We start from the raw sequence: 26592 nt of genomic DNA on the forward strand, positions 1-26592 counted from the left end.
AGGAAGGACCGCAAGGCAATGGCTGCTTTGGACGACAGCACCGCCCGTGAGGGCGTCGATCAGGAGACGGTGGATACCGTCCGCTCGGTTGGCGAGCGCTACAAGTATGGCTTCTCCAGCGACGTCGAGACGGAGTATGCGCCGAAGGGCCTGAACGAGGACATCGTTCGGCTGATCTCGGAGAAGAACGGCGAGCCGGAGTGGCTCACCGAGTGGCGTCTCAAGTCCTACCGGCGCTGGCTCCAGATGGAGGAGCCGAGCTGGGCGATGCTCCGCTATCCGGAGATCGACTTCCAGGATCAGTACTACTATGCGCGGCCGAAGAGCATGTCGGTGCGGCCGAAGTCGCTCGACGAGGTCGATCCGGTGCTGCTCGCGACCTACGAGAAGCTCGGGATCCCGCTCAAGGAGCAGATGATCCTCGCCGGCGTCGAGGGCGCCGACGGCGCGCCCGTCGAGGGCCGCAAGGTCGCGGTGGACGCGGTCTTTGACTCCGTGTCGGTGGGCACGACCTTCAAGGAAGAGCTGTCGAAGGCGGGCGTCATCTTCTGCTCGATGTCCGAGGCGGTGCGCGATCACCCGGAGCTCGTGAGGAAATATCTCGGCACTGTCGTGCCTTACAGCGACAACTTCTATGCGACACTGAACTCGGCCGTGTTCTCGGACGGCTCGTTCGTCTACGTGCCGCCCGGCGTGCGCTGCCCCATGGAGCTCTCGACCTATTTCCGCATCAATGCGGAGAACACCGGCCAGTTCGAGCGCACGCTCATCATCGCCGACAAGGGCTCGTATGTGAGCTACCTCGAAGGCTGCACCGCGCCGCAGCGCGACACGAACCAGCTGCACGCGGCGGTGGTCGAGATCGTCGTGCTCGAGGACGCGGAGGTGAAGTATTCCACCGTCCAGAACTGGTATCCGGGCGACGAGAACGGCGTGGGCGGCATCTACAACTTCGTCACCAAGCGCGCGGACTGCCGCGAGGCGCGGGCGAAGGTCATGTGGACGCAGGTCGAGACCGGCTCGGCGATCACCTGGAAGTACCCGTCCTGCATCCTGCGCGGCGAGGCGTCGTCGGGCGAGTTCTACTCGATCGCCATCGCCAACAACCGCCAGCAGGCCGACACCGGCACCAAGATGCACCATCTGGGCAAGAACACCCGGAGCCGGATCGTCTCGAAGGGGATCAGCGCCGGCGAGGCGCAGAACACCTATCGCGGGCTCGTCAGCGTGCACCCGAAGGCGTCGGGCAGCCGGAACTACACCCAGTGCGACAGCCTGCTGATCGGCGGGAACTGCGGGGCGCACACGGTTCCCTACATCGAGTGCAAGAACAACTCGAGCCGGGTGGAGCACGAGGCGACCACGTCGAAGGTGGACGAGGATCAGCTGTTCTATTGCCGCCAGCGCGGCATGGACGAGGAAGAGGCGGTGGCGCTCGTCGTCAACGGCTTCTGCCGCGAGGTGCTGCAGGCGCTGCCGATGGAGTTCGCCATCGAGGCACAGAAGCTCGTGGCAATCAGTCTTGAGGGGAGCGTCGGGTGATGTTGCGGGCTTTCGACGACGACATGCGGCGCGGGAGCCTGCAATCGACGGAAGAGCTGTTGATCGGGGCGCTTGTGATGGCGCCCTTCGTCTCGGTGCCGGTGATCATGCTCTACCACCTCGGCTGGCCGCCGCTGCTGATGCTCGTGCTCTTTACGATCGTGCTCGAGATCACCGCGGCGGTATGGAATGCCGGGTGGCGGGCTCGGGACGAGCCGGTTCGCGCGGGTTCATACCTGAAGGACAATGGAGTTTCGCATGCGGATTGATGGCGCGTTGACTGACCTGGCATCCGGCATCCGGCAATCGGCGGAGGAGCAGGTGATCGGCGCTTTGATCATGATGCCGTTCACCGCCACGCTGGTCCTCGGCTGGATGATGCCGCTGCCAAACCTGGTGGCAATTCTGCTTTTCATCGTGCTGACGCTGCCGGCGGGGTTGTGGAACGCCGGCATGCGCGCACGCGGCCAGTGAGTTCCGCCCGGTGAGTTCCGGGCTGAATTCTGGCCAGTGACTTCTGGAAGGACTGAGATGCTGAAGATTTCGAACCTCCATGTGCAGCTTGAGGAAGAGGACAAGGTCATCCTCAAGGGAGTGGACCTCGAGGTTCCGGCCGGTGAAGTGCACGCGATCATGGGGCCGAACGGCTCGGGCAAGTCGACGCTCTCCTACGTGCTGTCCGGGCGTGACGGCTATGAGGTGACGGCTGGCACCGCGACGCTCGACGGCGAGGAGCTGCTCGGGCTGGAGCCTGAGGAGCGCGCGGCCGCGGGGTTGTTCCTTGCGTTCCAGTACCCGGTCGAGATCCCGGGCGTCGGCAACCTGACGTTCCTGCGGACCGCGCTCAACGCGCAGCGCAAGGCGCGCGGCGAGGAAGAGCTGAATGCGGCCGAGTTCCTGAAGATCGTGCGCGCGAAGGCCAAGGCCCTCGACATCGACGCGGAGATGCTGAAGCGCCCCGTGAACGTCGGCTTTTCCGGCGGTGAGAAGAAGCGCAACGAGATCCTGCAGATGGCGGTTCTCGAGCCGCGCATGTGCATCCTCGACGAGACCGACTCCGGTCTCGATGTGGACGCGATGAAGCTGGTCTCGGCCGGCGTCAACGCCCTGCGCTCGCCGGATCGGGCGTTCCTCGTGATCACCCACTATCAGCGGCTGCTCGATCACATCGTGCCGGACGTGGTGCACATCATGGCGGACGGGCGCATCGTTCATTCCGGCGGGCCCGAGCTGGCGCTCGAGGTCGAGAACAACGGCTATGCCGACATCCTGAAGTCCGCGGGCGAGCGGGTGGCGTGATGGCGGTTCCTGCTCTGAAGCTCGACGCCGCCGGGGGGCTCCTCGCGGCGTGGCCCGAACCTGCCGGCGAGGCGCAATGGGCGCGTGCGGCTCGCTCGCAGGCCGAGCGCTGGCTGCGCGAGCGCGGCGCGCCGGCCCGGCGCGACGAATACTGGCGCTACACCGATCCCACGTCGCTCACCGTGGAGCCGGCGCCGGAGGCGGCGCTGCTCGCCACCGATGAGGTGCCGGTCTTCCAGACCCGCGAGACGCATCGTCTGGTCTTCGTCGACGGCGTCTTCTCGCCGGAGGCATCGACTCCGCTCGAGATCGCCGGTGTCGAGATCGTCCCGCTGCGCGAGGCGCTGGCGGCGGACATCCACTGGGTGCGCGACATCTTCGGCCAGATCGAGGCTGCCGGACAGGTGCCGGTGGAGCGGCCGCTGGCGGCGCTCAACACCGCGCGGGCCGTCGAGGGCTGCGCGATCCGGGTGACCGGTGTCGCGTCGCGGCCGATCCACTTCGTCTACCGCCGCGCGGCGGCAGACGCGGATGCGCTCATCCATCACGTGATCCGGCTCGATGCCGGCGCGGACCTGACGGTGCTCGAGAGCGCGGCCGGCGCCGCGCGGCTCAACACCGTGATGGAGGTCGAGATCGCCGACCGCGCGGCGCTCCACCACGTGCGCACGCAAGGCCGCGATCATCAGCGGCGGGCGGTCACCGGGCTCTTCGCGCGGCTCGCCACCGAAAGCCGGCTGAAGTCGTTTACCCTCACGGTGAACGGCCGGCTGACCCGCAACGAGGCGTTCGTCGAGATGCGCGGCGACAACGCCAGCGCCCATGTGGCGGGCGCCTGCGTCGGCGACGGTGATTTCCACCACGACGACACGGTCTTCGTGACCCACGCGGCGGTGGGCTGCGAGAGCCGGCAGGTCTTCAAGAAGGTCCTGCGCGGCAGCGCCGTGGGCGTGTTCCAGGGCAAGATCCTGGTGCGGCCCGTCGCGCAGCAGACCGACGGCTACCAGATCAGCCAGGCGCTGTTGCTCGACGAGGCGGCGCAGTTCCTCGCCAAGCCGGAGCTCGAAATCTACGCCGACGACGTGAAGTGCAGCCACGGCTCCACCTCCGGCGCGGTGGACGAGACCTCGCTCTTCTATCTCACCTCGCGCGGCATTCCGAAGAAGACCGCCGAGGAACTTCTGATCCTCGCCTTCCTCGACGAGGCCATCGCCGAGGTGGAGGACGAAGGTCTCGCGGACGAGTTGCGCGATCGTCTCGCAGCCTGGCTTGCCCGGCGGCGGTGAGCGTGGCTGAAGGAAGCGCAGCCCCGGGCGGCGTCGCGCGGCGTGGCATCGTCGATGGCATCGTCCGGACCTGGGCGGCCCCTCGGCGCGCCATGGCGGAGCGCATGGCGGCAGGGCTGACCGAGAGCCGGGCGCTTGCCGACCTGATGCTGGCCTGCGGGCTGCTGTTCGTCGCGAGCCTGCCCGGCGCGCGGCGGGAAGCGGCGGCGCTTGCCGGGGCAACCGGCGAGCCGATGGTGGCGGCGGTGGCGGCGCATGCCTTCGCCTGGATCGCCGTGGCGCCGCTCGCGGCCTACGGGGGCGCGGCGCTCATCCATCTCGTGGCACGGGTGTTCGGGGCGCCGGCGGGTTTCCTGCCGGCCCGAACGGCACTCTTCGCGGCGATGCTCGCGGGCACGCCGATTGCGCTCGGAATGGCGCTTCTCAACGTCCTCGTGGATGCGGTTCCGGGGCTGTTGCCGGTCGTGGGGCTGCTGGGCTATGCCGGCCTCGCCGGCTGGATCTGGCTCTTTTCGGCGAGCCTCGCGGAGGCCGAGGGGTTCCGGGCGACGAGCAGGGTCATTGCGGTGATGCTTGTCGTCGTGGTCGGGGTGTCGGCGGTTGTCGCGCTCGTGGCGGGTGGTATCTGAGTTTGGAATATGGATCGGGGGCGGCTGATGTGGGGTGAACTGATCAGGGACAGTTTCCTGCGTCCGCGCGTCGCGGCACGGCGGGTGCTGGCACTCGATCTGTCGATGTCGTTCCTTCTGCAGGCCGCGGTCCTGGTCACCATCATCGGGATGGTGCTTGGCTTCGCCGCGTTCCGGGTGGCGCCCGAGGCGATCGATCAGGTGTCGGCGACGGTGCTTTCCTCGCCGCTGGCGGGCGCGCTGATGCAGCTCGCGGCCATGGTGGTGGTCGTCATTCTCGCGGCGCGCGTCGGGCGGCTGTTCGGCGGCACCGGGCGGTTGCAGGGCGCGCTCGCGCTCGTCGTCTGGCTGAATGCAATGATGGTGCTGCTGCAGGCGGTGCAGCTCGTCGCGCTGATGGTGCTGCCGGCGATGGCGGCGGCGGTGGCGATCATGAGCATCGTCTGGGTGCTCTACGCCTTCGCCTGTTTCGTCGCCGAGCTGCACGGATTTCGCAATGCCGCGGTGGTGCTCGCCGGGGTGCTGGCGACCAGCGTCGTCCTGATGCTCGGGGCGGCGATGCTGGCGGCGATCCTCGGGTTCGCGCCGCAGGAGATATCGTGATGTATGATGTGAACGCGGTTCGCCGCGACTTTCCGATCCTCTCGCGCGAAGTGCACGGGCGCCCGCTCGTCTATCTCGACAACGGCGCCTCGGCCCAGAAGCCGCAGGTGGTGATCGACGCGATGACCCGGGCCTATTCCGACGAGTACGCCAACGTGCACCGCGGCCTGCATTATCTCTCGTCCGTGGCGACGGAAAAGTACGAGGCGACGCGCTCGATCATCCAGCGCTTCCTTGGTGCCAAGTCCGAGGAGGAGGTGGTGTTCGTCTCCGGCTCGACCATGGCGATCAACATGGTGAGCTATTCCTGGGCGGCGCCGCGGCTTCAGCCCGGCGATGAGATCGTGCTCAGCATCATGGAGCATCACGCCAACATCGTGCCCTGGCACTTCCTGCGCGAGCGGCAGGGCGTGGTGCTGAAGTGGGTGGACATGGAGCCCGACGGCTCGCTCGACCCGGAGCGGGTGATTGCCGCGATCGGACCGAAGACGAAGCTCGTCGCGGTCACCCACATGTCGAATGTGCTCGGGACCGTGGTGGACGTGAAGGCGATCGCCGCTGGTGCCCATGCCAAGGGCGTGCCGGTGCTGGTCGACGGCAGTCAGTCGGCGGTCCACATGCCGATCGACGTGGTCGATCTCGACGTCGATTTCTTCGCGATCACCGGGCACAAGCTCTATGGGCCGACCGGCTCGGGCGCGCTCTATGCCAAGGCCGAGCGCTGGGCCGAGATGCGGCCGTTCCTCGGCGGCGGCGACATGATCCGCGAGGTCCGTCAGGACAGCGTCACCTACGCCGACCCGCCGCTGAAGTTCGAGGCCGGGACGCCGGCGATCGTGGCGACGATCGGGCTCGGCGTGGCGATCGAGTACATGGAGAGCCTCGGGCTCGACAACATTGCCGCCCACGAGCATCGCCTGCGCGACTACGCGAGCGAGCGCCTCGGCGGGCTCAACTGGCTGAACCTGCAGGGCACGGCGCCGAACAAGGGCGCGATCTTCTCCTTCACCATGGACGGGCAGGCGCACCCGCATGACATCTCGACGGTCGTCGATCGCAAGGGCGTGGCGGTCAGGGCCGGGCATCACTGCGCCCAGCCGCTGATGACGCGGCTCGGCGTCACCGCGACCTGCCGGGCGTCGTTCGGGCTCTACAACACCGAGGCCGAGGTCGACGCCCTCGTCGGCGCGCTCGAGACCTGCCACGAGCTTTTCGCCTGAGCCCGCTGTGAACGCTGTGGAAAAAGGCGTCTGACCACGTCAGACGCGGCGTCCCCGATCGGCCCCGCGACGGCCTCGTCGCTCTCGGAATCTCCTGTGCAGCGTCCGGGACAGTCTCGCGGGGGCCGGGGGGCGCGCGAGGCGGTCAGCCGATCCGGTAGGGCAGCACGTCGCGCGAGTTGGGATCGACGGTGACGGGCCGCTCCAGAGGCGGGACGGCGCGCTGGTGGCAGTCGCGGCGCTCGCAGATCCGGCAGGAGACGCCGATCGGCTGATAGGCGGCGGCGTTCTTCAGGTCGAGATCGTCGGCGTAGACCAGCGCTCCCGCATGGGCGATCTCGCATCCGAGGCCGATCGCATAGCGGCGGACCGGCGCGCGGAAGCCGCCGCCGGGCTTCGAGACGTCCCGCGCGAGGCAGAGATAGCGGGCGCCGTCCGGGGTCTCGGCAAGCTGCCGGAGGAAGCGGCCGGGGGTCTCGAACGCCTGATGCACGTTCCAGAGCGGGCAGCCGCCGCCGAACCGGGCGAACTGCAGCCGGGTCGCGGAGTGGCGCTTGGTGATGGTGCCGGCCTGATCGACGCGGACGAAGAAGAACGGCACGCCCTTGGCACCGGTGCGCTGCAGTGTGGAAAGCCGCTGGCCCACCTGCTCGATCGAGGCGTCGAAGGCACCGGCGAGGGCTTCGAGGTCATGCCGGAGCTCCTGCGCGCGGCCGAGGAACTGCGCGTAGGGCAGGAGCGCCGCGCCGGCGAAGTAGTTGGCTAGGCCGGTCTTGCAGATCGCCCGCGCCGCCTCGGTGCGAAAGCGCGCGAGATCGAGCGTTGCCTCCAGCAGGTCGTCATGCTCGATGAGCGCGATCTGGTGCAGGATCTGGAAGGTCTGGGTCGCGCCCGCGGAGTGCGCCGCGAGCGCGAGATGCCGGGCTTCCGGGTCGAAGCGGCGGAGCGGTGCATCCGCGGCGGTGGCGACGGTGATGCCGTGTCGCGTCTCGAGCCACCGGGCGAGTGCGGACCGCCGCTCGCCGTCGCCCAGCCGGGCCGCGAAGTGCTCGGCGGCGCGATCGACGGCGTCGATGTAGTTGTCGCAGTAGTGGAAGAAGTCGCGCACCTCCTCCCACGGCAGCGGCGCGAGGGCCGCATCCTCGCGCCCGAGCGCCTCGTTCACCTGCGCGAGGCGCTCCTGAGTCTCGCGCAGCTCCCGGTGCAGGGTCAGGAACGAGCGTGCAAGGTTCGGCGCGTTCGACGCGAGAAGCTGGATGTCGCCAAGGGGCGGCGCCGTGCCGAAGACCGGGTCGGCGAGTGCTTCGCGAATATCGGCGACCATACGCTCGGTGGAGCCCGCGGCGAGTTCGGTTACGTCAGCGCCGAGTTCCTGCGCGAGCGCCAGCACCACCCCGGCCGAAACCGGGCGGTGATTGTTTTCCATCTGGCTGAGGTACGACAGGGAAATGCCTAGTTTCGCGGCATAATCCGCCTGCGTCAGTTTCAGGCGCGTTCGGATCTCGCGGAGCTTTACGCCGGCGTAGAGTTTTGCATTCGCTGACATGGTTCGCAACTTTGCACTTCGCAGCCTGTCTTTGCAATCTCATTTGCAAATCTGCCGGAGAGGCGTTGCGGGGCGGAGTATGTCGTGGCAATGGCAGTGGGAGAACCCGGCGAGAACCCGGCGACGGAACCTTGGGGGAAGCGCGCATGAAGGACATCCTCGACGAGCTCGAGACGCGTCGGGCAGAGGCCCGGCTGGGTGGCGGGATCCACCGCATCGAGGCGCAGCATGCCAAGGGCAAGCTCACGGCGCGGGAGCGGATCGAGGTCCTGCTCGACGAGGGCAGCTTCGAGGAGTTCGACATGTTCGTCTCCCACCGCTGCGTCGACTTCGGCATGGCCAAGACCAGCTATCCCGGCGACGGCGTCGTGACCGGCTGGGGCACGATCAACGGCCGGCAGGTCTACGTGTTCTCCCAGGACTTCACCGTGTTCGGCGGGTCGCTCAGCGAGACGCACGCACAGAAGATCTGCAAGATCATGGACATGGCCGTGCAGAACGGCGCGCCGGTCATCGGGCTGAACGATTCCGGCGGCGCGCGCATCCAGGAGGGTGTCGCGAGCCTCGCAGGCTACGCCGACGTCTTCCAGCGCAACATCATGGCCTCGGGCGTCGTGCCGCAGATCAGCGTCATCATGGGGCCGTGCGCGGGCGGCGCGGTCTATTCGCCGGCGATGACCGACTTCATCTTCATGGTGCGCGACTCGTCCTACATGTTCGTCACCGGGCCGGACGTGGTGAAGACGGTCACGAACGAGATCGTCACCGCCGAGGAGCTCGGCGGCGCGAAGACCCATACCTCGAAGTCCTCGGTGGCTGACAACGCCTACGAGAACGATCTGGTGGCGCTGTCGGAAGTGCGGCGGCTCGTGGACTTCCTGCCGCTCTCGAACCGGGAAAAGCCGCCGGTCAGGCCGTTCTTCGATGCGAACGACCGGGCGGAACCGAGCCTCGACACGCTGGTGCCCGCGAACCCGAACACGCCCTACGACATGAAGGAGCTGATCCTGAAGGTCGCGGACGAGGGCGATTTCTACGAGATCCAGCCGGATTTCGCCCGGAACATCCTGACCGGCTTCATCCGGATCGAGGGCTCGACGGTCGGTGTGGTCGCGAACCAGCCGATGGTGCTCGCGGGCTGCCTCGACATCGACTCGGCCCGCAAGGCGGCGCGGTTCGTGCGGTTCTGCGATGCGTTCGAGATCCCGATCCTGACCCTCGTGGACGTGCCGGGCTTCCTGCCGGGGACCGGACAGGAGTACGGCGGGATCATCAAGCACGGGGCGAAGCTGCTCTTCGCCTTCGGCGAGGCGACGGTGCCGAAGGTGACCGTCATCACCCGCAAGGCCTATGGCGGCGCCTACGACGTCATGAGCTCGAAGCATCTTCGCGGTGACTTCAACTATGCCTGGCCGACGGCGGAGATCGCCGTGATGGGGGCGAAGGGCGCGGTCGAAATCCTCTACCGCTCCGAGCTCGGCGATTCCGAGAAGATCGGCGCGCGGACCAAGGACTACGAGGAGCGGTTCGCCAATCCGTTCGTGGCCGCCGAGCGCGGGTTCATCGACGAGGTCATCATGCCGCACTCGACCCGCAAGCGCGTGGCGCGTGCCCTTGCCTCGCTTCGGACGAAGAAGCTCGAGAATCCCTGGAAGAAGCACGACAACATTCCGCTCTAGAGCCCAGAGATCGCACGAGAAACGGTGGACACGGCAGTGAAGGCACAGGCGACGATCCGGGACGTCCGGACTCTGGCGACGACATTCGCCCGGGGCCGCGCCGCGGCGCCGGTTGGACGGTGCCGCGGCGGAGCGCTATTCTCTCCCGTGACACTGCTGGATTCCCGCCATGGTCCGACGTCTCTGGCTACAGTTGCCGAAGCTCGTGCGCTTCATGCTGACGCATATTGCGAACGGCATGGTGCTCGGCTGCGTGTTCCTGTTCGGAATGATCTGGTGGGACGTCTGGGGGCTCGGGACCATGCTCGAGAAGGACACGACCGGGCTCGCCACGTTCGTGCTCTTCTTCCAGACGTCGCTGACATTCGGGGCGATTTCCATGGGCATCGCCGTCATGCATCTGGGCGAGGACTGAGCGCAGGGGTCCGGCCATGCTGAAGCATCGTGGCTTTCCGGGGCGGCTGCCGGGGTCGGACCTGCAATTCACCATCCGCCGGGCCGACCCGCGCAAGGTGACGCCGCTGAAGGCGCGGGAGCGTTACGCCGACCGGCGGGCGATCGACCGCGCGGCGGACGAGGCGTTCCTTGGCGCGCTGATCGAGCATTTCGGCGAGGAACCGTTCGAGCGGGGCAACCTCGATGCCGGGCGCCTCGGGTGGCTGCTCGGACGCGAGGTGCTGCCGGCCGAGGATCCGTTCGATCCCGCGAGTTACGAGGCGCTGCTGCGCGTTGATCTCGCCCGGGCGCGGGCAAGCTTTCCGGGGGCCTTCGATGGGATGTGAACCGTCGCCGTCGTCTGTGCGTTGCCTCCTGGGGGACATCCGCCCGCCAGGCGGGACGTCCCGTTTGGGAAAGGGAGGCATGTCATGTGGAAGGTCATCGCATCTCTGGCGTTCTGCGCCGCGCTGCTTGCGGGGTGCGGCGAGTCCAGATCGACGCGCGTCATTACCGGCGCGGCCGGCGGTGCTGTCGCCGGTGAGGTTCTCGCCGGTGAGCCGCTTGTCGGCGCCGCGGTCGGCGGCGGCATCGGCGCGGTGCGCTGAGCGCGGTCGCGCTAGAGCTTGCCTGAGGGGACGCCCGTGCCCGACCGGGGCAGGGGCGTTCGCCTCTGCCGCGGCCCGAACGACAACCAGAACCGGAGGAACGAGACCATGACTCTCCTGCGCACTGCGGTCGCCCTCGCGATCGTCGGATTTCTCGCAGCCTGTGTCAGCGACGTGCCGTCCGGGACTGCGCCGATCGGGGCTCCGATCGATCCTATGACGGACTCGGGCCTCTCGCCCGATCCGATGAACCCGGGCGAGATTGACGACAGCGTCGGGACGGCGATGTGATTCAGGCGCGCGACAGCGCAGCCGGCGGAGGCGGAATGTTCAAGAAAATCCTGATCGCGAACCGTGGCGAGATTGCCTGCCGGGTCATCAAGACGGCGCGGAAAATGGGGATCGCGACCGTCGCGGTCTATTCCGACGCCGACGCGGGCGCGCTGCACGTGGAGATGGCTGACGAGGCGGTGCACATCGGCCCGCCCCCGGTCAACCAGTCCTACATCGTGATCGACAAGATCCTCGACGCGATCCGCCAGACCGGCGCCGAGGCGGTGCATCCGGGCTATGGCTTCCTGTCCGAGCGCGCGGATTTCGCCGACGCGCTGGCGGCGGAAGGCGTGGCGTTCATCGGCCCGCCCGCGTCCGCGATCCGGGCGATGGGCGACAAGATCACCTCGAAGAAGCTCGCGGCAGAGGCCGGTGTCTCGACGGTGCCGGGCTACATGGGGCTGATCGACGACGCGTCGCACGCGGTGCGGATCGCGAACGAAATCGGTTATCCGGTGATGATCAAGGCCTCCGCCGGGGGCGGCGGCAAGGGCATGCGCATCGCCTGGAACGACGCGGAGGCAGCGGAAGGCTTCGAGCGCTCGAAGTCGGAAGCGGCGTCGAGCTTCGGCGACGACCGGATCTTCATCGAGAAATTCGTGACGCAGCCGCGGCACATCGAGATTCAGGTGCTCGGCGACAGCCACGGCAACTGCATCTACCTGAACGAGCGCGAATGCTCGATCCAGCGCCGGAACCAGAAGGTCATCGAGGAGGCGCCCTCGCCGTTCCTCGACGATGCGACGCGCAAGGCGATGGGCGAGCAGGCGGTGGCGCTCTCGAAGGCCGTGGATTACGCGAGCGCGGGCACGGTCGAGTTCATCGTCGATGGTGAGCGCAACTTCTACTTCCTTGAAATGAATACACGACTTCAGGTCGAGCATCCGGTGACGGAGCTGATCACCGGGGTCGATCTCGTGGAGCAGATGATCCGCGTGGCGGCGGGCGAGAAGCTGGCGCTGAAGCAGTCGGACGTGGGCATCAACGGCTGGGCGATCGAGAGCCGGCTCTACGCAGAGGACCCGTATCGCAACTTCCTGCCGTCGATCGGTCGGCTGGCGCGGTATCGCCCGCCGACGGAGGAAAAGACCGCGACCGGCGCCGTGCGCAACGACACGGGCGTCTTCGAGGGCGGCGAGATCTCGATGTACTACGACCCGATGATCGCCAAGCTCTGCACCTGGGCGCCGGACCGGGCGAAGGCGATCGCCGGGATGCGCAGCGCGCTCGACAGCTTCGAGCTGGAAGGGATCGGGCACAACCTGCCGTTCCTGAGCGCGGTGATGGATCACCCGCGCTTCAACAGCGGGGACATCACCACGGCGTTCATCGCCGAGGAGTACCCCGAGGGCTTCCAGGGGGCGATCCTGCCGGAGGACGCGCTGCGCGATCTGGCGGCGCTGGCGGCGCACATGCATGTGGTGGCCGAGGGCCGGGCCGCGCAGGTGTCGGGCACCATGCCCTATCATCAGCGGCACGTGGGGCGGGACTGGGTCGTGATGATCGACCGCAAGCCCTATCCTCTCGCACTCGACAACAGCGGTCACCGAAGCGACGTGACCTGGCCCGACGGGAGGCTCGAGACCCTCGCCTGCGAGTGGACGCCTGGACAGCGCCTCGCCCGGGCGCGGATCGACGGGCGCGAGGTGGTGGCCAAGGTCAATCCGATCGAGGGGGGCATGCGGCTGCGGCACCGCGGGGCGGACCTGAAGGTTTCCGTCTTCACGCCGCGCAATGCCGAGCTTGCGGCGCGGATGCCGGTCAAGCTGCCGCCCGACACCTCGAAGTTCCTGCTCTGCCCGATGCCGGGCCTCGTGGTGCGGATCGACGTGGCCGAGGGCGACGAGGTCTTTGACGGCCAGACCCTTGCCATGGTCGAGGCGATGAAGATGGAGAACGTCCTGCGCGCCGAGCGCAAGGCGGTCGTGAAGAAGGTCTGCGCCAAGGCCGGCGACAGCCTCGCGGTCGACGACGTCATCCTGGAGTTCGAGTGACGATGCGCCGGGCTGCGCCCGGGCATCCCGGCGCGGTCGCGTCAGGGCTTCCGGGTCCAGAGCTCGCCGGTCATCGGGTCGATGCGCATCGAGATGTTGCGGTTCTCGGTATCGACGAATTCGACCTCCCAGTAGCCGTCGCTGTCCCACTCGACCTCTTCGAACGTGGCCACGGGCTGGGACTTCTCGATGCCGGCGATGATTTCCGCGAGCGGCAAGGCTCCCTGGGGCGGCACCGGCTGGGCCTGGGCCAGCGCGACCTGTGCGCAAAGCGCGGCGGCAGCCGCGGCAATGGTGACGGTTGCAGGAGTATTCATGGGGTTTCCTTTCTCGGGCAGTCGGCTCAGGGGCGGTGCGACCCCGTCTCCAGTCGGCGCGACGGCATCCGGTCGATGAAGTTCACGAGCTCGCGCACGCTGGTCGGCATCGGCCGACGCTGTGCGATGGCGCCGTCGAGGTCGATGAGCACGAGACCGAAGCCCGACGGGCGCAGGCGCTGGCGCAGCGGCCCCTTCGCTTCAGGATCGGTGTCGGTCAAGACGACAACGCGGCGGTCCTCAAGCGGTTCCGGCTCGGCGTCGAGCCAGCGGATCTGCTGGACGAACTTCGGATCGTCCGGCGTGTCCGCGAAAACGACGACTGCCCGGGACTGGCCGCTGAGGTCTTCGAGCGTCGGGGCCGGGGTTTCGTCGGCGAGAGCGACGAGCGGCGCGAGGAGCGCGACGATGACGGTGGCGAGGGCGCTTTGCATGGTGTCCTCCCTTTGTGGCGCATCTAGCCGGCCAGAGGCGGGCAAGGCGAGGACATTTTCGGAGGAAGCGGCATGAGCGACGATCTGGAGACCTGGAACGCGCTGGCAGGCAAGGAACTCCGGGGCAAGCCCGTGGAGAGCCTGACCTGGGAGACGCCGGAGGGCATAGCCGTCAAGCCGCTCTATACCGAGCGCGATCTCGCCGGGCTCGATCATCTGGGCAGTCTGCCCGGAATGGCACCCTACACCCGGGGCCCGCGGGCCACGATGTACGCCGGCCGGCCGTGGACGATCCGGCAGTATGCCGGGTTCTCGACCGCCGAGGAGTCGAACGCGTTTTACCGCAAGGCGCTCGCCGCCGGTCAGCAGGGGGTGAGCGTCGCATTCGACCTCGCGACGCACCGCGGCTACGACAGCGACCATCCGCGCGTGGTGGGTGACGTGGGCAAGGCGGGTGTCGCCATCGACTCTGTCGAGGACATGAAGATCCTGTTCGACGGCATCCCGCTCGAAAAGGTCAGCGTCTCGATGACGATGAACGGCGCGGTGATCCCGATCCTCGCCAACTTCATCGTGGCGGGCGAGGAGCAGGGGGTGCCGCGGGCGGAGCTCTCGGGCACCATCCAGAACGACATCCTGAAGGAATTCATGGTGCGGAACACCTACGTGTATCCGCCCGAGCCGTCGATGCGGATCATCTCGGACATCATCGGCTACACCGCCGCCGAGATGCCGAAGTTCAACTCGATCTCGATTTCCGGCTACCACATGCAGGAAGCCGGCGCGAACCTCGTGCAGGAGCTCGGCTTCACGATCGCCGACGGCAAGGAGTACGTGAAGGCGGCGATCGCCGCCGGCATGGACGTGGACGCCTTCGCCGGCCGGCTCAGCTTCTTCTTCGCGATCGGCATGAACTTCTTCATGGAGGTGGCAAAGCTCCGGGCCGCGCGGCTGCTCTGGCACCGGGTGATGACCGAGTTCGACGCGAAGAAGCCCGGCAGCAAGATGCTCCGCACCCACTGCCAGACCTCGGGCGTGAGCCTGCAGGAGCAGGATCCCTACAACAACGTCGTGCGCACCGCCTACGAGGCGATGGCGGCAGCCCTTGGCGGCACGCAGAGCCTTCACACGAATGCTCTCGACGAAGCCATTGCCCTGCCGACGGAATTCTCGGCGCGGATTGCGCGGAACACCCAGCTGATCCTGCAGGAAGAGACCGGGATCACCAATGTCGTCGATCCGCTTGCCGGCTCCTACTACATCGAGAGCCTGACGGCGGAGCTCGCGGCGAAGGCCTGGGAGCTCATCGAGGAAGTCGATGCACTCGGTGGCATGACGAAGGCCGTCGGCAGCGGCATGCCGAAGCTCAGGATCGAGGAGTCCGCGGCGCGGCGCCAGGCGGCGGTCGACCGGGGCGAAGAGGTGATCGTCGGGGTGAACAAGTACCGGCTCGCCGAGCAGGAGCCCATCGACATCCTCGACGTGGACAACGTGAAGGTGCGCGACAGCCAGATCGCCCGGCTTGAGCGGATCCGGGCGACGCGGGACGCGGATGCCTGCGCGGCGGCGCTGGCCGAGGTGGAGCGTGTGGCGCGCGAGGGCGGCAATCTGCTGGCGGCGGCGGTCGAGGCGGCGCGGGCGCGTGCAAGCGTTGGGGAGATTTCGGACGCGATGGAGAAGGTGTTCGGACGGCACCGCGCCGAGGTGAAGACCCTCGCGGGGGTCTACGGCGCGGCCTACGAGGGCGACGAGGGCTTCGCCCAGATCCAGCGCGACGTGGAGGCTTTCGCCGAGGAGGAAGGCCGTCGTCCGCGCATGCTCGTGGTGAAGATGGGGCAGGACGGCCACGACCGGGGGGCGAAGGTGATCGCGACCGCCTTCGCCGACATCGGTTTCGACGTCGATGTCGGCCCGCTGTTCCAGACGCCGGAAGAGGCGGCGCAGGACGCCATCGACAACGACGTGCATGTAGTCGGCATTTCCAGTCAGGCAGCGGGGCACAAGACCCTCGCGCCGAAGCTGATCGAGGCGCTGCGCGCCGAGGGCGCGGGCGAGATCCTCGTCATCTGCGGTGGCGTGATCCCGCAGCAGGACTACGACTTCCTGAAGCGCGCCGGGGTCGCGGCGATCTTCGGGCCGGGGACGAACATCCCCGCGGCGGCGCGGGAGATCCTTGCGCTGATCCAGGAGCAGAGCCGGCCGGAAGGCGGCACGCCAGCGACCTGACGGGGGCCGCCCCGGAGGGCGGAGGGGCGATCGTTCCCTCGCCCGCCTGGCGGATTGGTGGACCTTCGGACGGAGTGGTTTTCGGGTCCACTTCCCTCGGCGAACAGAGCATTGCCGGCTTCCCGCCCCCTGAGCCGGGCGGCCCTGGCACTGGCCGCGCCTCGTGATGCGGCCTCTGGTCCGCGTCAGCCCTGAGGCGCCAACTGGAACAGGTCCACGAACGCCTGGGCCTGCGCGTGATCTCCTTCCACCGCGATCGTCCCGGCTGCGGCCATTGCGGCGAGCGGCACCGGGCCATAGACGGCGGCGGCGAGCGTGTTACCGTCGCCGTCGAGAACGAAGGGCGTCTGCGGGCGCTCGACCGGAAGGATGCCGAGCCGCCCATCCGCCAGGCGGAGTTCGAAGGCTTCGCTGCCGAAGCCGAAACCCGCCGCCATCGTCCGGCCGGCCGCGGCGTCGCGCATCAGGTTTACCCGCATCGAGAGCATGAGCGCCGTCGGGCTGATGAAACGGGTCGGGTCGTGGCCGGGGGCGAGCAGCGCCCAGCGGCAGAGTGCCTCCAGCACGGGCAGCAGCGCGCCTCCGAGATCGGTCAGCCCATAGAGCCCAAGGCGCTGGTCGTGATGCACGACGCCCGCCCCGGCGAGTTGCCCGAGTCGCGCCGTCAGCACACTCGCCGTGATGCCGGGCAGCCCGGCGCGCAGCATCTGGAACCGCTTCGGCGTCAGGATGAGCTCGCGCACCACCAGCAGCGCCCAGCGGTCGCCGATGAGATTGAGCGCGTGGGCCGCCAGGCAGCCCTCGTCATAGCGCAGTCGCGGAGTCTCGCCGGTAGTCATGTTTTAATACTAGAGGTTGTTTTTTCATACTTCAACTGCGATACTCCGACTCGCCAGCGGGGTTTCGGCCCCGAGACGGAGGGGCCGCTGGTGGGCGGCCCGCCAATCCAGGGAGTAGAAGATGGCTTACTATTCCGGGTTTGTTGCTGCCGTACCGGAGGACAACAAGCAGAAGTATCTCGAACACGCCAAGCGGGCATGGCCTCACTTCGAGAAGCGCGGCGCCACGCGGTCGGTCGAGACCTGGGGCGAGGACGTGCAGCCGGGCAAGCAGACCGACTTCCTGCGCGCCACGCAGGCCGAGCCCGGCGAGAACGTCGTGTTCTCGTGGATCGAGTGGCCGGACCGCGAGACGGCCGACCGGGCCTGGCAGGAAATGATGTCCGACAAGGACATGGAGGCCGACATCGGCGAGTTGCCGTTCGACGGCAAGCGCCTGTTCTGGGGTGGCTTCGCTCCGGTCTTCGCCGCGGGCACCGACCGTGGCGCGGGGTACTATCAGGGCTTCCTCGTTCCGGTCCCCAGGCAGAGCGCCGACGCCTATGTCGCCATGGCGAAGGAAGCGCACGATGGCTCGTTCGCGCCGAACGGCTGTCTCGGAACGTTCGAGAACTGGGGCGCGGACGTCCCAAGGGGCAAGCTGACCGACATGTACCGCGCTGTCGCGGCAGAGGACGGCGAGGACGTCGCCTTCTCCTGGACCTCGTGGCCGGACCGCGAGACCTGCGACGCCGCTGCCGAGAAGATGATGCAGGAGATGGAGGGCCAGCCGATGCCGGAGATGCCTTTCGACGGCAAGCGCATGATCTGGGGTGGCTTCACCCCGATCTTCGATTCCGACCGGGCGTGAACTCGCTCCGATTGCCCGAGGGGGTCGCGGCGATCCCGCGATCCCCTTTCGCGTTGGAAACCGGACCCGTTATCCGCGGTCGAGCACGGCGTCGACCTCTGGCGCATAGCGCCGCCCCTCGAATGCTTGGCGCGGGATGCCGTGGGCGAGCAGCGTGGCGGCGCACCCGGCCCAGTCGCGGGGTGCGGGGTCGCTGATCCCCTGGGAGCGGCTGGAGAAGGCGAGCGTGCCGAGTACGTTGTCGCCAAAGCCATGCTGCGCCCGCCAGTTCGCTCCCGCATCGAGCAGGAGCGCGGCCATTGCGGCGTCGCCCTTGAACATTGCCGTATTGAGCGCGGTTGCGTCCCATTCGGCGGCGCGTGCCTCGATCGGCCAGCCTTCGGCAAGCATGACCCGGACGGCGGCGCCGGCGCCGAGGCCGGCGAGTTCAGGCAGCAGGCGAACCTCGTTCGCAGAGAGGCGCGAGACAATGTCGGGTGCGCTCCGGCGAATCTCCCCGGCAGCGGCGGCGTCGCCACGCGTGCAGGCAGCGACGAAGCTGGCGACGATGCCGGCGGCGCCTTCGGTTGCGGCGGGGGCGATGCCGAGGCCGCCGAGATGGTCGAGGACGTCCGTCCGGCCGAGCTGCCGGGCGCGATCGGCGACGCTCGCGCCGTCGTCTGCCACCGCGCGCGGATTGGCCCCGGCGTCGATGAGCGCGCGCAGGTGGGCGAGCGAGCGGCCGCGGTCGAGGGCGTGGCGAAGCAGGTTCTGGTCCGCGTCCGCCGGCCCGCCGGCCGGTGCCGTGGCATCCGCCCCGCGCGTGAGCAGCAGGTCGAGCATCGCGAGGTTATCGAAGTCGAGCGCGCGGGCGACAGCGTTCGTTCCGGTGATTCGGGCACCGGCGTCGAGAAGCGCGCGGGCGCAATCGGTCGAGCGCGACTCGGTCGCATGATAGAGCGACTCGCCGTCGTCGGGATCGGCGCCAGCGGCGAGAAGCAGCGCGGTCATTTCCGGGTCATGGGTGACCCCGGCGGCGGCATAGAGGACGGGCAGCGGGTTCTCCGGCCAGTCCGGGTCGATCCAGCGGGCGTTCGGGTCGGCACCGGCGGCGAGGAGGCGACGGGCGGTCTCGATCAGCCCGTCCTTCCGGCCGGCGTGGATAAGGCGGGAGCGCACGGTGACGGCGAGCGGCGTCAGCTGGTGATTGCCGCGCCGGGAAGCGAACTCCGGCTGGCGCGCGAGGATATGCGAGACCGCATCGGCATCGCCTGCCGCACAGGCGATCCAGGGATCGGCCGCAACGAGGTCCGGGTCATCGGTGAGCATGCGGATTGCGAGCCGGTGACCGCGCGCGTCGGGCTCGAGCGCCCACGAGAGCCAGAGACGGCGGCGGGCGGTGAGATCGGCGCGCCGGGCCTCGACGTAGCGCACGAGCTCGGGCCAGCTGCGAAGCCCGGCCTCGCGGGCGAGGGCGCGCTGGGCGTCACAGAGGCGCGGCGGGGCGAGCGTTTCGCCGAGGCGCGCGAGGGCGGCGGCGTCACCGCCACGGGCGGCGCGCACGAGTTCCTTCGCCTGACGACGAAGCTGCCCGAGATCGGGCGAGGGGGTAAGGGCGGGCATTCGGACTCCTCCCGGTGCATCGGCCGATGACCCGCGAACGGCCGCACGAGGGAGCGGTTCAGCGTTCGTCGTCTGGTCGAGGAGGCTCGGCCCTTCCCGCGGGTCTGGAGGCGTCTCGATCCGCCGGATCGAAACCTAGCGCGGCACCGCGCGGCGGCGCAAGCGGCGAGACGTCCGGGAGGGGCCGGAAAGGCGCGAAACAGCGGCGGCGGCCATTCTGCCGAAACTGGCTGAAGCACCTCCGCCCGGCGGGCGGCTTGACCGGCAGTTGGGGCGATGCAACACGGAACCGGAGCGAGCCGCGCGTAAGTTTGCGGCGCCACAGTGGGAAGGAACGACTGATGGACAGCGGCAACCAGCAAACGGCACAGCAGGCGGCGCTCCAGTATCACGAGCATCCGAAACCCGGGAAGCTCGAAATCAGGGCGACGAAGCCAATGGCGAACCAGCGGGACCTCTCGCTGGCCTATTCGCCGGGCGTCGCTGAGGCCTGCCTGGAGATCAAGGCCGACCCGGCCGCCGCTGCGCGCTACACGACGCGCGGCAATCTGGTGGCGGTGATTTCGAACGGCACCGCAGTCCTCGGCCTTGGCAACATCGGGGCGCTCGCGTCGAAGCCGGTGATGGAGGGCAAGGCTGTCCTCTTCAAGAAGTTCGCCAACATCGACTGCTTCGACATCGAGGTCAACGAGAGCGATCCGGTGAAGCTCGCCGAGATCGTCACGAGCCTCGAGCCGACGTTCGGAGCAATCAATCTTGAGGACATAAAGGCGCCGGACTGCTTCATCGTCGAGCGGCTCTGCCGTGAGCGGATGAAGATCCCGGTGTTCCACGACGACCAGCACGGCACGGCGATCGTCGTCGGTGCCGCGGCGACCAACGCGCTGCTGGTGGCGGGCAAGAAGTTCGAGGACATCAAGATCGTCTCGACCGGCGGTGGCGCCGCGGGCATCGCCTGCCTCAACATGCTGCTGAAGCTTGGCGCGCGCCGAGAAAACGTCTGGCTCTGCGACATCCACGGACTGGTCTACAGCGGCCGTGAGCAGGACATGAACCCGGAGAAGGCGGCCTACGCGCAGGCGAGCGACCTGCGCACCCTCGATCAGGTGATCGACGGGGCCGACCTCTTCCTCGGGCTCTCCGGCCCGGGCGTGCTGACGCCCGACATGGTGAAGCGGATGGCCGCGGATCCGATCGTGTTCGCGCTGGCGAACCCGAACCCGGAAATCAGCCCTGAGGACGCGCGGGCGGCCGATCCGTCGGTCATCATCGCGACCGGGCGGTCGGACTATCCGAACCAGGTCAACAACGTCCTCTGCTTCCCGTTCATCTTCCGCGGCGCGCTCGACGTCGGCGCCACGGTGATCAACGACGCCATGCAGATCGCCTGCGTCGAGGGCATCGCGGCGCTGGCGCGGGCCTCGTCGAGCGCCGAGGCGGCGGCGGCCTATCAGGGAGAGCGGCTGAGCTTCGGGCGAAACTACCTGATCCCGAAGGCATTCGACCCCCGGCTTCTGGCCATCGTCGCGGGCGCGGTCGCGCAGGCGGCAATGGAGTCCGGCGTGGCGACGCGCCCGGTGGAGGACATCGAGGCTTACAAGGCGGCGCTCAACCAGTCGGTGTTCCGCTCTGCCTTCATCATGCGGCGTGTGTTCGAGGTGGCCCACACCGGCGAGCGCCGCGTGGTCTTTGCCGAGGGCGAGGACGAGCGCGTGCTGCACGCGGCCCACGCAATGGTCCAGGAGGGGGTGGGCCGACCGATCCTGATCGGCCGCCCCGAGGTGATCGAGAGCCGGTGCGAGCGGGACGCCATTCCGCTGGTGGCGGGCCGGGACTTCGAGCTGGTCAATCCCGAGAATGACCCGCGGTATCGCGACTACTGGGGCACGTACCACACCATCATGCAGCGGCGCGGCGTGACGCCGGATCTGGCCCGCGCGATCATGCGCACCAACACCACGGCGATCGGCGCGGTGATGGTCCAGCGTGGCGATGCGGACAGCCTGATCTGCGGCACGTTCGGCCAGTACCTGTGGCACCTCAACTACGTGCGGCAGGTGCTTGGCACGCCGAAGCTGCGGCCGGTCGGCGCGCTGTCGCTGATGATCCACGAGAAGGGCGTCACCTTCATCGCCGACACCCAGGTGCATCCCGAGCCCTGCGCTCAGGAGATCGCCGACGTGGTGATCGCGGCGGCCCGGCACGTGCGGCGCTTCGGTCTCGCGCCGAAGATCGCGCTCTGCTCGCATTCCCAGTTCGGCAACCTCGATACTGACAGCGGCCGGCGGATGCGCGCGGCGCTCGAGATCCTCGACGGCCAGAGCCTCGACTTCGAGTACGAGGGCGAGATGCACTCCGACGCCGCGCTGGACCCGGATGTGCGGGCCCGCCTTTTCCCGAACTCGCGCTTCACCGGCGTCGCAAACGTGCTGGTGTTCGCCAACACCGACGCGGCGAGCGGGGCGCGCAACATCATCAAGTCGATCGCGGGCGGTCTCGAAGTGGGGCCGATCCTGATGGGAATGGGCAACCGCGCACAGATCGTCACACCGTCGATCACCGCGCGCGGTCTGCTCAACATCGCGGCGCTCGCCGGCGCACCAGTGCAGAGCTACGGCTGAGGCTTGCGTTCGATCAAGGCGGCAGGGCACGATCGCGAACACTGTCGCGATCGGGAGCCGGCCTGCGGCTGACCTCCCGAGGAACCGCAAGGGGGAGGCCGCCGTGTCGAGCTACGCAGACGTCTATGCCGGGTGGAAGCAGGATCCTGAGAGTTTCTGGATGGAGGCGGCGAAAGCCATTGATTGGCTGACTCCGCCGAGCGCTGCGCTCGACGCCTCCCGCGCGCCATTCTACGGCTGGTTCGCGGACGCAGTGTGCAATGTCTGCTGGAATGCCGTCGACCGGCACGTTGCCGCCGGTCGCGGTGATCAGGCGGCGATCATCTACGATTCGCCGATCACCGACACGAAAGGCCGCGTCACCTACTCCGAATTGCAGGAGCGGGTGGCCGGGCTTGCCGGGGCGCTCAAGGCGCGCGGCGTGGAAAAGGGCGACCGGGTCGTCATCTACATGCCGATGATCCCCGAGGCGCTCATCTCGATGCTCGCCTGCGCCAGACTCGGCGCGATCCATTCGGTGGTCTTCGGCGGTTTCGCCGCGCCGGAACTCGCCGTCCGCATCGAAGACGCCAAGCCGAAGGCGATCATCGCCGCGTCCTGCGGCATCGAGCCGGGGCGGGTCGTCGCCTACAAGCCACTCATCGACGCCGCGATCGAGCGGTCCGAGCACAAGCCGGGCACGGTCATCGTCTTCCAGCGAGAGCAGGCACCGGCCACCCTTGTCGAGGGCCGCGACCTCGACTGGTTCGCGGCGCAGGAGGGCGTCGAGCCGGCTGACTGCGTTCCGGTGGGCGGGATGGATCCGCTCTACATCCTCTACACCTCCGGCACCACCGGCCAGCCAAAGGGTGTGGTGCGCGCCTCCGCCGGCTACATGGTAGCGCTCACCTGGACGATGAAGGCAATCTACGACATGCAGCCCGGCGAGGTGTTCTGGAGCGCCTCGGATGTCGGCTGGGTGGTCGGGCATTCCTACATCTGCTACGCGCCGCTGCTTTTCGGCGCGACGACGGTCGTCTTCGAGGGCAAGCCGGTGGGCACCCCGGACGCGGGCACCTTCTGGCGGGTGATCGAGGAATACGGCGTCCGGAGCTTCTTTACCGCGCCGACCGCGCTTCGGGCCATCAAGCGCGACGACCCACAGGGCGAGCTGATCAAGAAGTACGACATCAGCAAGATGCGCTATCTCTACCTCGCCGGCGAACGCGCCGATCCCGACACCATCGAATGGGCGCAGCGCCATGTGGGGGTGCCGGTGATCGATCACTGGTGGCAGACCGAGACCGGCTGGGCGATCTGCGCCAACCCGGCCGGGATCGAGCTCCTGCCGGTCAAGCCGGGCTCGCCCGCGGTGGCGATGCCGGGCTATGACGTGCAGGTTCTGGGCGAGGGCGGGGAAGTGCTGAAGCCCGGAATCCTCGGGGCGGTGGCGATCCGCCTGCCGCTGCCGCCGGGGACGCTGCCGACGCTCTGGAACGCGGATGCCCGCTTCGAGAAGGCGTATCTCGAGACATTCCCCGGCTGGTACGAGACCGGCGACGCCGGGCTGATCGACGAGGACGGCTACCTCTACATCATGGCCCGCACCGACGACGTGATCAACGTGGCGGGGCACCGCCTCTCCACTGGCGCGATCGAGGAGGCGCTGGCCGGGCACCCGGATGTGGCGGAATGCGCGGTGATCGGCGTCGCTGACAAGCTGAAGGGCCAGGCGCCGCTGGGTTTCCTCTGCCTCAACAAGGGCTGTGACCGGGATCAGGCCGAGGTGATCAAGGAGTGCGTGAAGCGGGTGCGCGACATCATCGGTCCGGTGGCGGCGTTCAAGACCGCGGTGATCGTTGAGCGACTGCCAAAGACCCGCTCGGGCAAGATCCTGCGCGGCGTGATGAGCCGGATCGCCGACGGCGAAGCCTGGACAGCGCCCGCGACCATCGACGATCCCGCGACTTTGAGCGAGATCGGCGACAGCCTGCGCCAGATTGGCCTGCCTGTTCGGAGCTGACTTCGGGATTTGCAATACGCGAATACTGAAGTCTACATTCCCGCATTGCGAGCAGGGGAACTCGCGATTTGGAAATCTGCTCCACAACCGATTGGGTTTTAACCTCGCGTCAACTTGGCATGGTAGTTGCTGGGTTGACTTCGGGGCCGCCGGTGAACGTGTGGCCCCATGCTACATGCAGGATGCGAGGAGCCTTCAGTGTCAGCTGGAATTCACAGCGGGTTGCGGAGGCTCTCAGGGGTTCTCGGCGCGACGGTTATTGCCGGCGTGTTCGCCGGACAAGCGATGGCCGCTGCGGCTCTGACGCTGGTGAACGGTTCGAGGCAACTCGAGCTTTCCATCGACGATCTGCTTTCCATGGAACAGACCACGTTTGCGACCGAAAACGAATTCGTTGATGGCAAGGTCACCTATCGAGGGCCGCTCGTGCGGGATGTGCTTGCGCGGGTGGGCCTCGATCAGACCGACAATGTCCGGTTCGTCGCCGCGAATGACTACTACGTCGACATCCCGACCCAGAACTTCCGCGACTATGACGCCATCCTTGCGATCGAGGCCGATGGCGAACGTCTGTCGCGGCGCGACAAGGGGCCGATCTGGCTCATGTATCCGATCTCCGATTTCACCGAACTGCGCGATCCGATCTACAGCCGCCGCCTCATCTGGCAGGTCGTGGAGATAACCGCCGAGTGATGACCAAACGCCCGTTCACCCGTCCGCTCGTCCTGCTCGTCCTGCTGTTCATGGTGGGATTCGGCGCGGTCGGATTCTTCTCCATCCGGCGGGATGTGGAGAATCTGCGGGTGATCAGCCAGGACAATACCCAGTGGGCGGCCGCGCAGATGGAGATCGAGCTGCTGCGCTTCCGGCTCGCGCTGCGGCACGTCGCGGATGATCCGTCACCCGACGCCGCAACGACGATGCGCGACCGTTTCGACATTCTGTGGAGCCGTGTCTTCATGATGGGCCACGGGCTCGTCGGCGCGCGGCTCGAGCAATACGATGGCGAGCACGGATCGGTCTCGAAGCTCGCGAGCTACCTTGAAGAGATCGATGGGAAGCTCGCGAACCTCGACCCCGCCGATCGCGCGACGGCCGGCCTCATCGAGGCGACGCTCGACGGTTTCCAGACCGACCTGCGCGAATACACTCTGCGGGTGGTGCGGGCTGACGGCGAAGCGAGTGCGCAGGTGCGCAGCCGCATCCAGTCCAGCGCGCGGACGACCGCGATCATCTCGATGGCGGCGGTGGTGCTCAGCGTGATCGCGCTCGCGCTCATTCTTCGCGAGAATCGGCGGCAACGGCATCTGGCGCTGCTCAGCCAGCGCAGTGCCGAGCAGGCGGAAATGGCAAGCCGGGCGAAGTCGCGCTTCCTGTCGATGATGAGCCACGAGCTGCGCAATCCGCTGAATGGCATTCTCGGGCCGCTTGCGCTGCTCGGGCAGAGCGAGCTGGCCGAGCGGCACCGACGGCTTGTGGTGCAGGCCCAGCAGTCGGGCCAGTCGATGTTGCAGATGCTGTCGGGGCTGCTCGACTATGGCGAGTTGCAGGACGGGCGCTTCCAGCTCAAGCCACAGCCTTTCCGGGTCGGGGCGCTTGCCGAGGCGATCCAGTCCGAGCTGAAGGGCGAGGGCCTTGCGCGCGTGGTCGTGACGGTGGAGCCCGGTACGCCGGAGCGGATCATCGGCGACATGGACCGGCTGCGGCAGATCTTCGTGCATCTGGTCTCCTTCCTGATCGAGGGTCGGCCGCTCGATCAGGTGGAGCTGAACTTCGGCTACCGTGACGGCTTGTTCAGCGGCGACATCGCGCTCGACGGCGGCGCTGAAAGGGCCAAGGATTCGACCGACTGGAAGCTCGACCTGCTGACGGGACTGAACGAGTTCAGTCCTGACCAGGTGACTGCGGAGGCGCTGCGTCCGCTGATCGCGCGTGGGCTGATTTCGGCGTCCGGCGGCATACTGTCGCTGCCGGCGCAGACCGACGACCGTCGCGTGCTCCGTGTTTCAGTTCGCTGTGAGGCGCCGCGGCTCGAGGAAATCAGGGTGCTGCTTCAGACCCGATCGGCGGCACTGGCCACGATCTATCAGGCGGCGCTCAAGTCCGACCGGGTGGCTTTCGTCTCCGGGGAGGGAGCGGTCGATGTCGTATTGGTCGATAGTACCAGTGTTGGCGAGGCTCCGCTGATGTCGCGCCTGAGAAGCCATTATCCGGGGGCGCTGTTCGTGTCGCTCGGACTGCCACAGGTTCCAGAGTTCTTTGACGATGTGGTCGAATCGCCAAACGACATGGGGCGGCTGCGGCAGACCATCATTGGCCGCCTCGCGTCCTGACGATCGAGGGTTCTTTGCCTTTTGCAAATCCATTGCCGCTCGGGTATCGTGTCTTGAGCAATTCTCTGTTGGTGATTCAACCATTGGTGGTACATCGTTCTCGAATGCACGGTCCTGGCGCTGTGCCGTGGGCGTCAGAGGCATGAGCATCATTGATCCGTTTCGCGACTCGCCCTCGGATGGCGGTCGCAGCG

At 67.7% G+C, this 26592-nt stretch carries 25 protein-coding genes; 20 read left to right on the plus strand and 5 right to left on the minus strand.

Annotated elements, in window-relative coordinates; translation table 11 throughout:
- Positions 1-18: 18 nt before the first annotated feature.
- From sufB to HNP73_RS08150, 8 genes are read left to right on the plus strand one after another with little or no spacing between them, the layout of a single operon-like run.
- Positions 19-1542: a Fe-S cluster assembly protein SufB gene (sufB, locus tag HNP73_RS08115; RefSeq protein WP_184148182.1), complete on the plus strand. Its 1524-nt coding sequence runs from the start codon at positions 19-21 to the stop codon at positions 1540-1542.
- The gene (locus tag HNP73_RS08120) at positions 1542-1811 is read left to right on the plus strand and encodes a hypothetical protein (RefSeq protein ID WP_184148183.1); all 270 of its coding nucleotides are present in this window, start codon (positions 1542-1544) and stop codon (positions 1809-1811) included. The genes sufB and HNP73_RS08120 overlap by 1 nt, the downstream gene beginning before the upstream one ends.
- Positions 1801-2016: a hypothetical protein gene (locus tag HNP73_RS08125; protein ID WP_184148184.1), complete on the plus strand. Its 216-nt coding sequence runs from the start codon at positions 1801-1803 to the stop codon at positions 2014-2016. The genes HNP73_RS08120 and HNP73_RS08125 overlap by 11 nt, the downstream gene beginning before the upstream one ends.
- Before the next feature lie 57 nt (positions 2017-2073).
- A complete protein-coding gene (sufC, locus tag HNP73_RS08130; RefSeq protein ID WP_184148185.1) occupies positions 2074-2841 on the plus strand; it encodes a Fe-S cluster assembly ATPase SufC in 768 nt (255 codons plus the stop codon).
- Positions 2841-4127 carry a SufB/SufD family protein gene (locus tag HNP73_RS08135; protein ID WP_184148186.1) on the plus strand — a complete coding sequence of 429 codons (1287 nt, stop codon included), beginning with the start codon at positions 2841-2843 and terminating at the stop codon, positions 4125-4127. The genes sufC and HNP73_RS08135 overlap by 1 nt, the downstream gene beginning before the upstream one ends.
- Before the next feature lie 2 nt (positions 4128-4129).
- Positions 4130-4756 carry a hypothetical protein gene (locus tag HNP73_RS08140; RefSeq protein ID WP_184148187.1) on the plus strand — a complete coding sequence of 209 codons (627 nt, stop codon included), beginning with the start codon at positions 4130-4132 and terminating at the stop codon, positions 4754-4756.
- A gap of 27 nt (positions 4757-4783) precedes the next feature.
- Positions 4784-5359, plus strand: coding sequence for a Yip1 family protein (locus HNP73_RS08145; RefSeq protein ID WP_184148188.1), 576 nt, complete (start codon positions 4784-4786; stop codon positions 5357-5359).
- Entirely contained in the window at positions 5359-6579 is a 1221-nt protein-coding gene (locus HNP73_RS08150; RefSeq protein ID WP_184148189.1) for a cysteine desulfurase, read from the plus strand. The genes HNP73_RS08145 and HNP73_RS08150 overlap by 1 nt, the downstream gene beginning before the upstream one ends.
- A 145-nt stretch (positions 6580-6724) precedes the next feature.
- Here HNP73_RS08150 and HNP73_RS08155 read toward each other — a convergent pair whose 3' ends face one another.
- On the minus strand, positions 6725-8125 hold the full coding sequence (locus HNP73_RS08155) for a helix-turn-helix domain-containing protein (protein ID WP_184148190.1): 1401 nt from the start codon (positions 8123-8125) through the stop codon (positions 6725-6727).
- Between the two features lie 146 nt (positions 8126-8271).
- On the opposite strand from HNP73_RS08155, the gene HNP73_RS08160 reads away from it, so the two are divergent.
- From HNP73_RS08160 to HNP73_RS08185, 6 genes are all read left to right on the plus strand, one after another.
- On the plus strand, positions 8272-9804 hold the full coding sequence (locus tag HNP73_RS08160; protein WP_184148191.1) for an acyl-CoA carboxylase subunit beta: 1533 nt from the start codon (positions 8272-8274) through the stop codon (positions 9802-9804).
- A gap of 169 nt (positions 9805-9973) precedes the next feature.
- Positions 9974-10219, plus strand: a complete 246-nt coding sequence (locus HNP73_RS08165) for a hypothetical protein (RefSeq protein WP_184148192.1) — start codon at positions 9974-9976, stop codon at positions 10217-10219.
- Positions 10220-10235: 16 nt separating this feature from the next.
- Positions 10236-10586 carry a hypothetical protein gene (locus HNP73_RS08170; protein ID WP_184148193.1) on the plus strand — a complete coding sequence of 117 codons (351 nt, stop codon included), beginning with the start codon at positions 10236-10238 and terminating at the stop codon, positions 10584-10586.
- A gap of 84 nt (positions 10587-10670) precedes the next feature.
- Complete coding sequence (locus HNP73_RS08175; protein ID WP_184148194.1) at positions 10671-10847, plus strand: hypothetical protein; 177 nt, start codon at positions 10671-10673, stop codon at positions 10845-10847.
- A 108-nt stretch (positions 10848-10955) separates the two neighbouring features.
- A complete protein-coding gene (locus HNP73_RS08180; protein ID WP_184148195.1) occupies positions 10956-11138 on the plus strand; it encodes a hypothetical protein in 183 nt (60 codons plus the stop codon).
- A 35-nt stretch (positions 11139-11173) separates the two neighbouring features.
- Complete coding sequence (locus HNP73_RS08185) at positions 11174-13174, plus strand: acetyl-CoA carboxylase biotin carboxylase subunit (protein ID WP_184148196.1); 2001 nt, start codon at positions 11174-11176, stop codon at positions 13172-13174.
- 41 nt (positions 13175-13215) lie between these two features.
- Here the strand turns inward: HNP73_RS08185 and HNP73_RS08190 are convergent, their stop codons facing one another.
- Both HNP73_RS08190 and HNP73_RS08195 read right to left on the minus strand, forming a co-directional pair.
- On the minus strand, positions 13216-13491 hold the full coding sequence (locus HNP73_RS08190) for a PepSY domain-containing protein (protein ID WP_184148197.1): 276 nt from the start codon (positions 13489-13491) through the stop codon (positions 13216-13218).
- Positions 13492-13517: 26 nt separating this feature from the next.
- On the minus strand, positions 13518-13925 hold the full coding sequence (locus tag HNP73_RS08195) for a DUF4174 domain-containing protein (protein ID WP_184148198.1): 408 nt from the start codon (positions 13923-13925) through the stop codon (positions 13518-13520).
- A gap of 72 nt (positions 13926-13997) precedes the next feature.
- On the opposite strand from HNP73_RS08195, the gene scpA reads away from it, so the two are divergent.
- Complete coding sequence (gene scpA / locus HNP73_RS08200) at positions 13998-16151, plus strand: methylmalonyl-CoA mutase (protein ID WP_184148199.1); 2154 nt, start codon at positions 13998-14000, stop codon at positions 16149-16151.
- 185 nt (positions 16152-16336) lie between these two features.
- On the opposite strand, the gene HNP73_RS08205 is transcribed toward scpA, so the two are convergent.
- Positions 16337-16990, minus strand: coding sequence for a winged helix-turn-helix transcriptional regulator (locus tag HNP73_RS08205; protein ID WP_184148200.1), 654 nt, complete (start codon positions 16988-16990; stop codon positions 16337-16339).
- Between the two features lie 121 nt (positions 16991-17111).
- Here HNP73_RS08205 and HNP73_RS08210 point away from each other — a divergent pair, with 121 nt between their 5' ends.
- Positions 17112-17840 (plus strand): DUF1428 domain-containing protein, encoded by a 729-nt coding sequence (locus HNP73_RS08210; RefSeq protein ID WP_184148201.1) that lies wholly within the window; start codon positions 17112-17114, stop codon positions 17838-17840.
- Positions 17841-17909: 69 nt separating this feature from the next.
- Here HNP73_RS08210 and HNP73_RS08215 read toward each other — a convergent pair whose 3' ends face one another.
- Positions 17910-19442: an ankyrin repeat domain-containing protein gene (locus tag HNP73_RS08215; RefSeq protein ID WP_184148202.1), complete on the minus strand. Its 1533-nt coding sequence runs from the start codon at positions 19440-19442 to the stop codon at positions 17910-17912.
- Positions 19443-19783: 341 nt separating this feature from the next.
- On the opposite strand from HNP73_RS08215, the gene HNP73_RS08220 reads away from it, so the two are divergent.
- The 4 genes from HNP73_RS08220 (at position 19784) to HNP73_RS08235 (ending at position 26398) form a co-directional block, all read left to right on the plus strand.
- On the plus strand, positions 19784-22063 hold the full coding sequence (locus tag HNP73_RS08220; RefSeq protein WP_184148203.1) for an NADP-dependent malic enzyme: 2280 nt from the start codon (positions 19784-19786) through the stop codon (positions 22061-22063).
- 103 nt (positions 22064-22166) lie between these two features.
- The gene (locus HNP73_RS08225; RefSeq protein ID WP_343063234.1) at positions 22167-24065 is read left to right on the plus strand and encodes a propionyl-CoA synthetase; all 1899 of its coding nucleotides are present in this window, start codon (positions 22167-22169) and stop codon (positions 24063-24065) included.
- 285 nt (positions 24066-24350) lie between these two features.
- A complete protein-coding gene (locus tag HNP73_RS08230; RefSeq protein ID WP_184148204.1) occupies positions 24351-24758 on the plus strand; it encodes a putative pterin-binding protein in 408 nt (135 codons plus the stop codon).
- A complete protein-coding gene (locus HNP73_RS08235; protein WP_184148205.1) occupies positions 24758-26398 on the plus strand; it encodes a sensor histidine kinase in 1641 nt (546 codons plus the stop codon). The genes HNP73_RS08230 and HNP73_RS08235 overlap by 1 nt, the downstream gene beginning before the upstream one ends.
- Positions 26399-26592: the final 194 nt, after the last annotated feature.

It is taken from the genome of Amaricoccus macauensis (genome assembly GCF_014201905.1).
Taxonomy (GTDB): domain Bacteria; phylum Pseudomonadota; class Alphaproteobacteria; order Rhodobacterales; family Rhodobacteraceae; genus Amaricoccus; species Amaricoccus macauensis.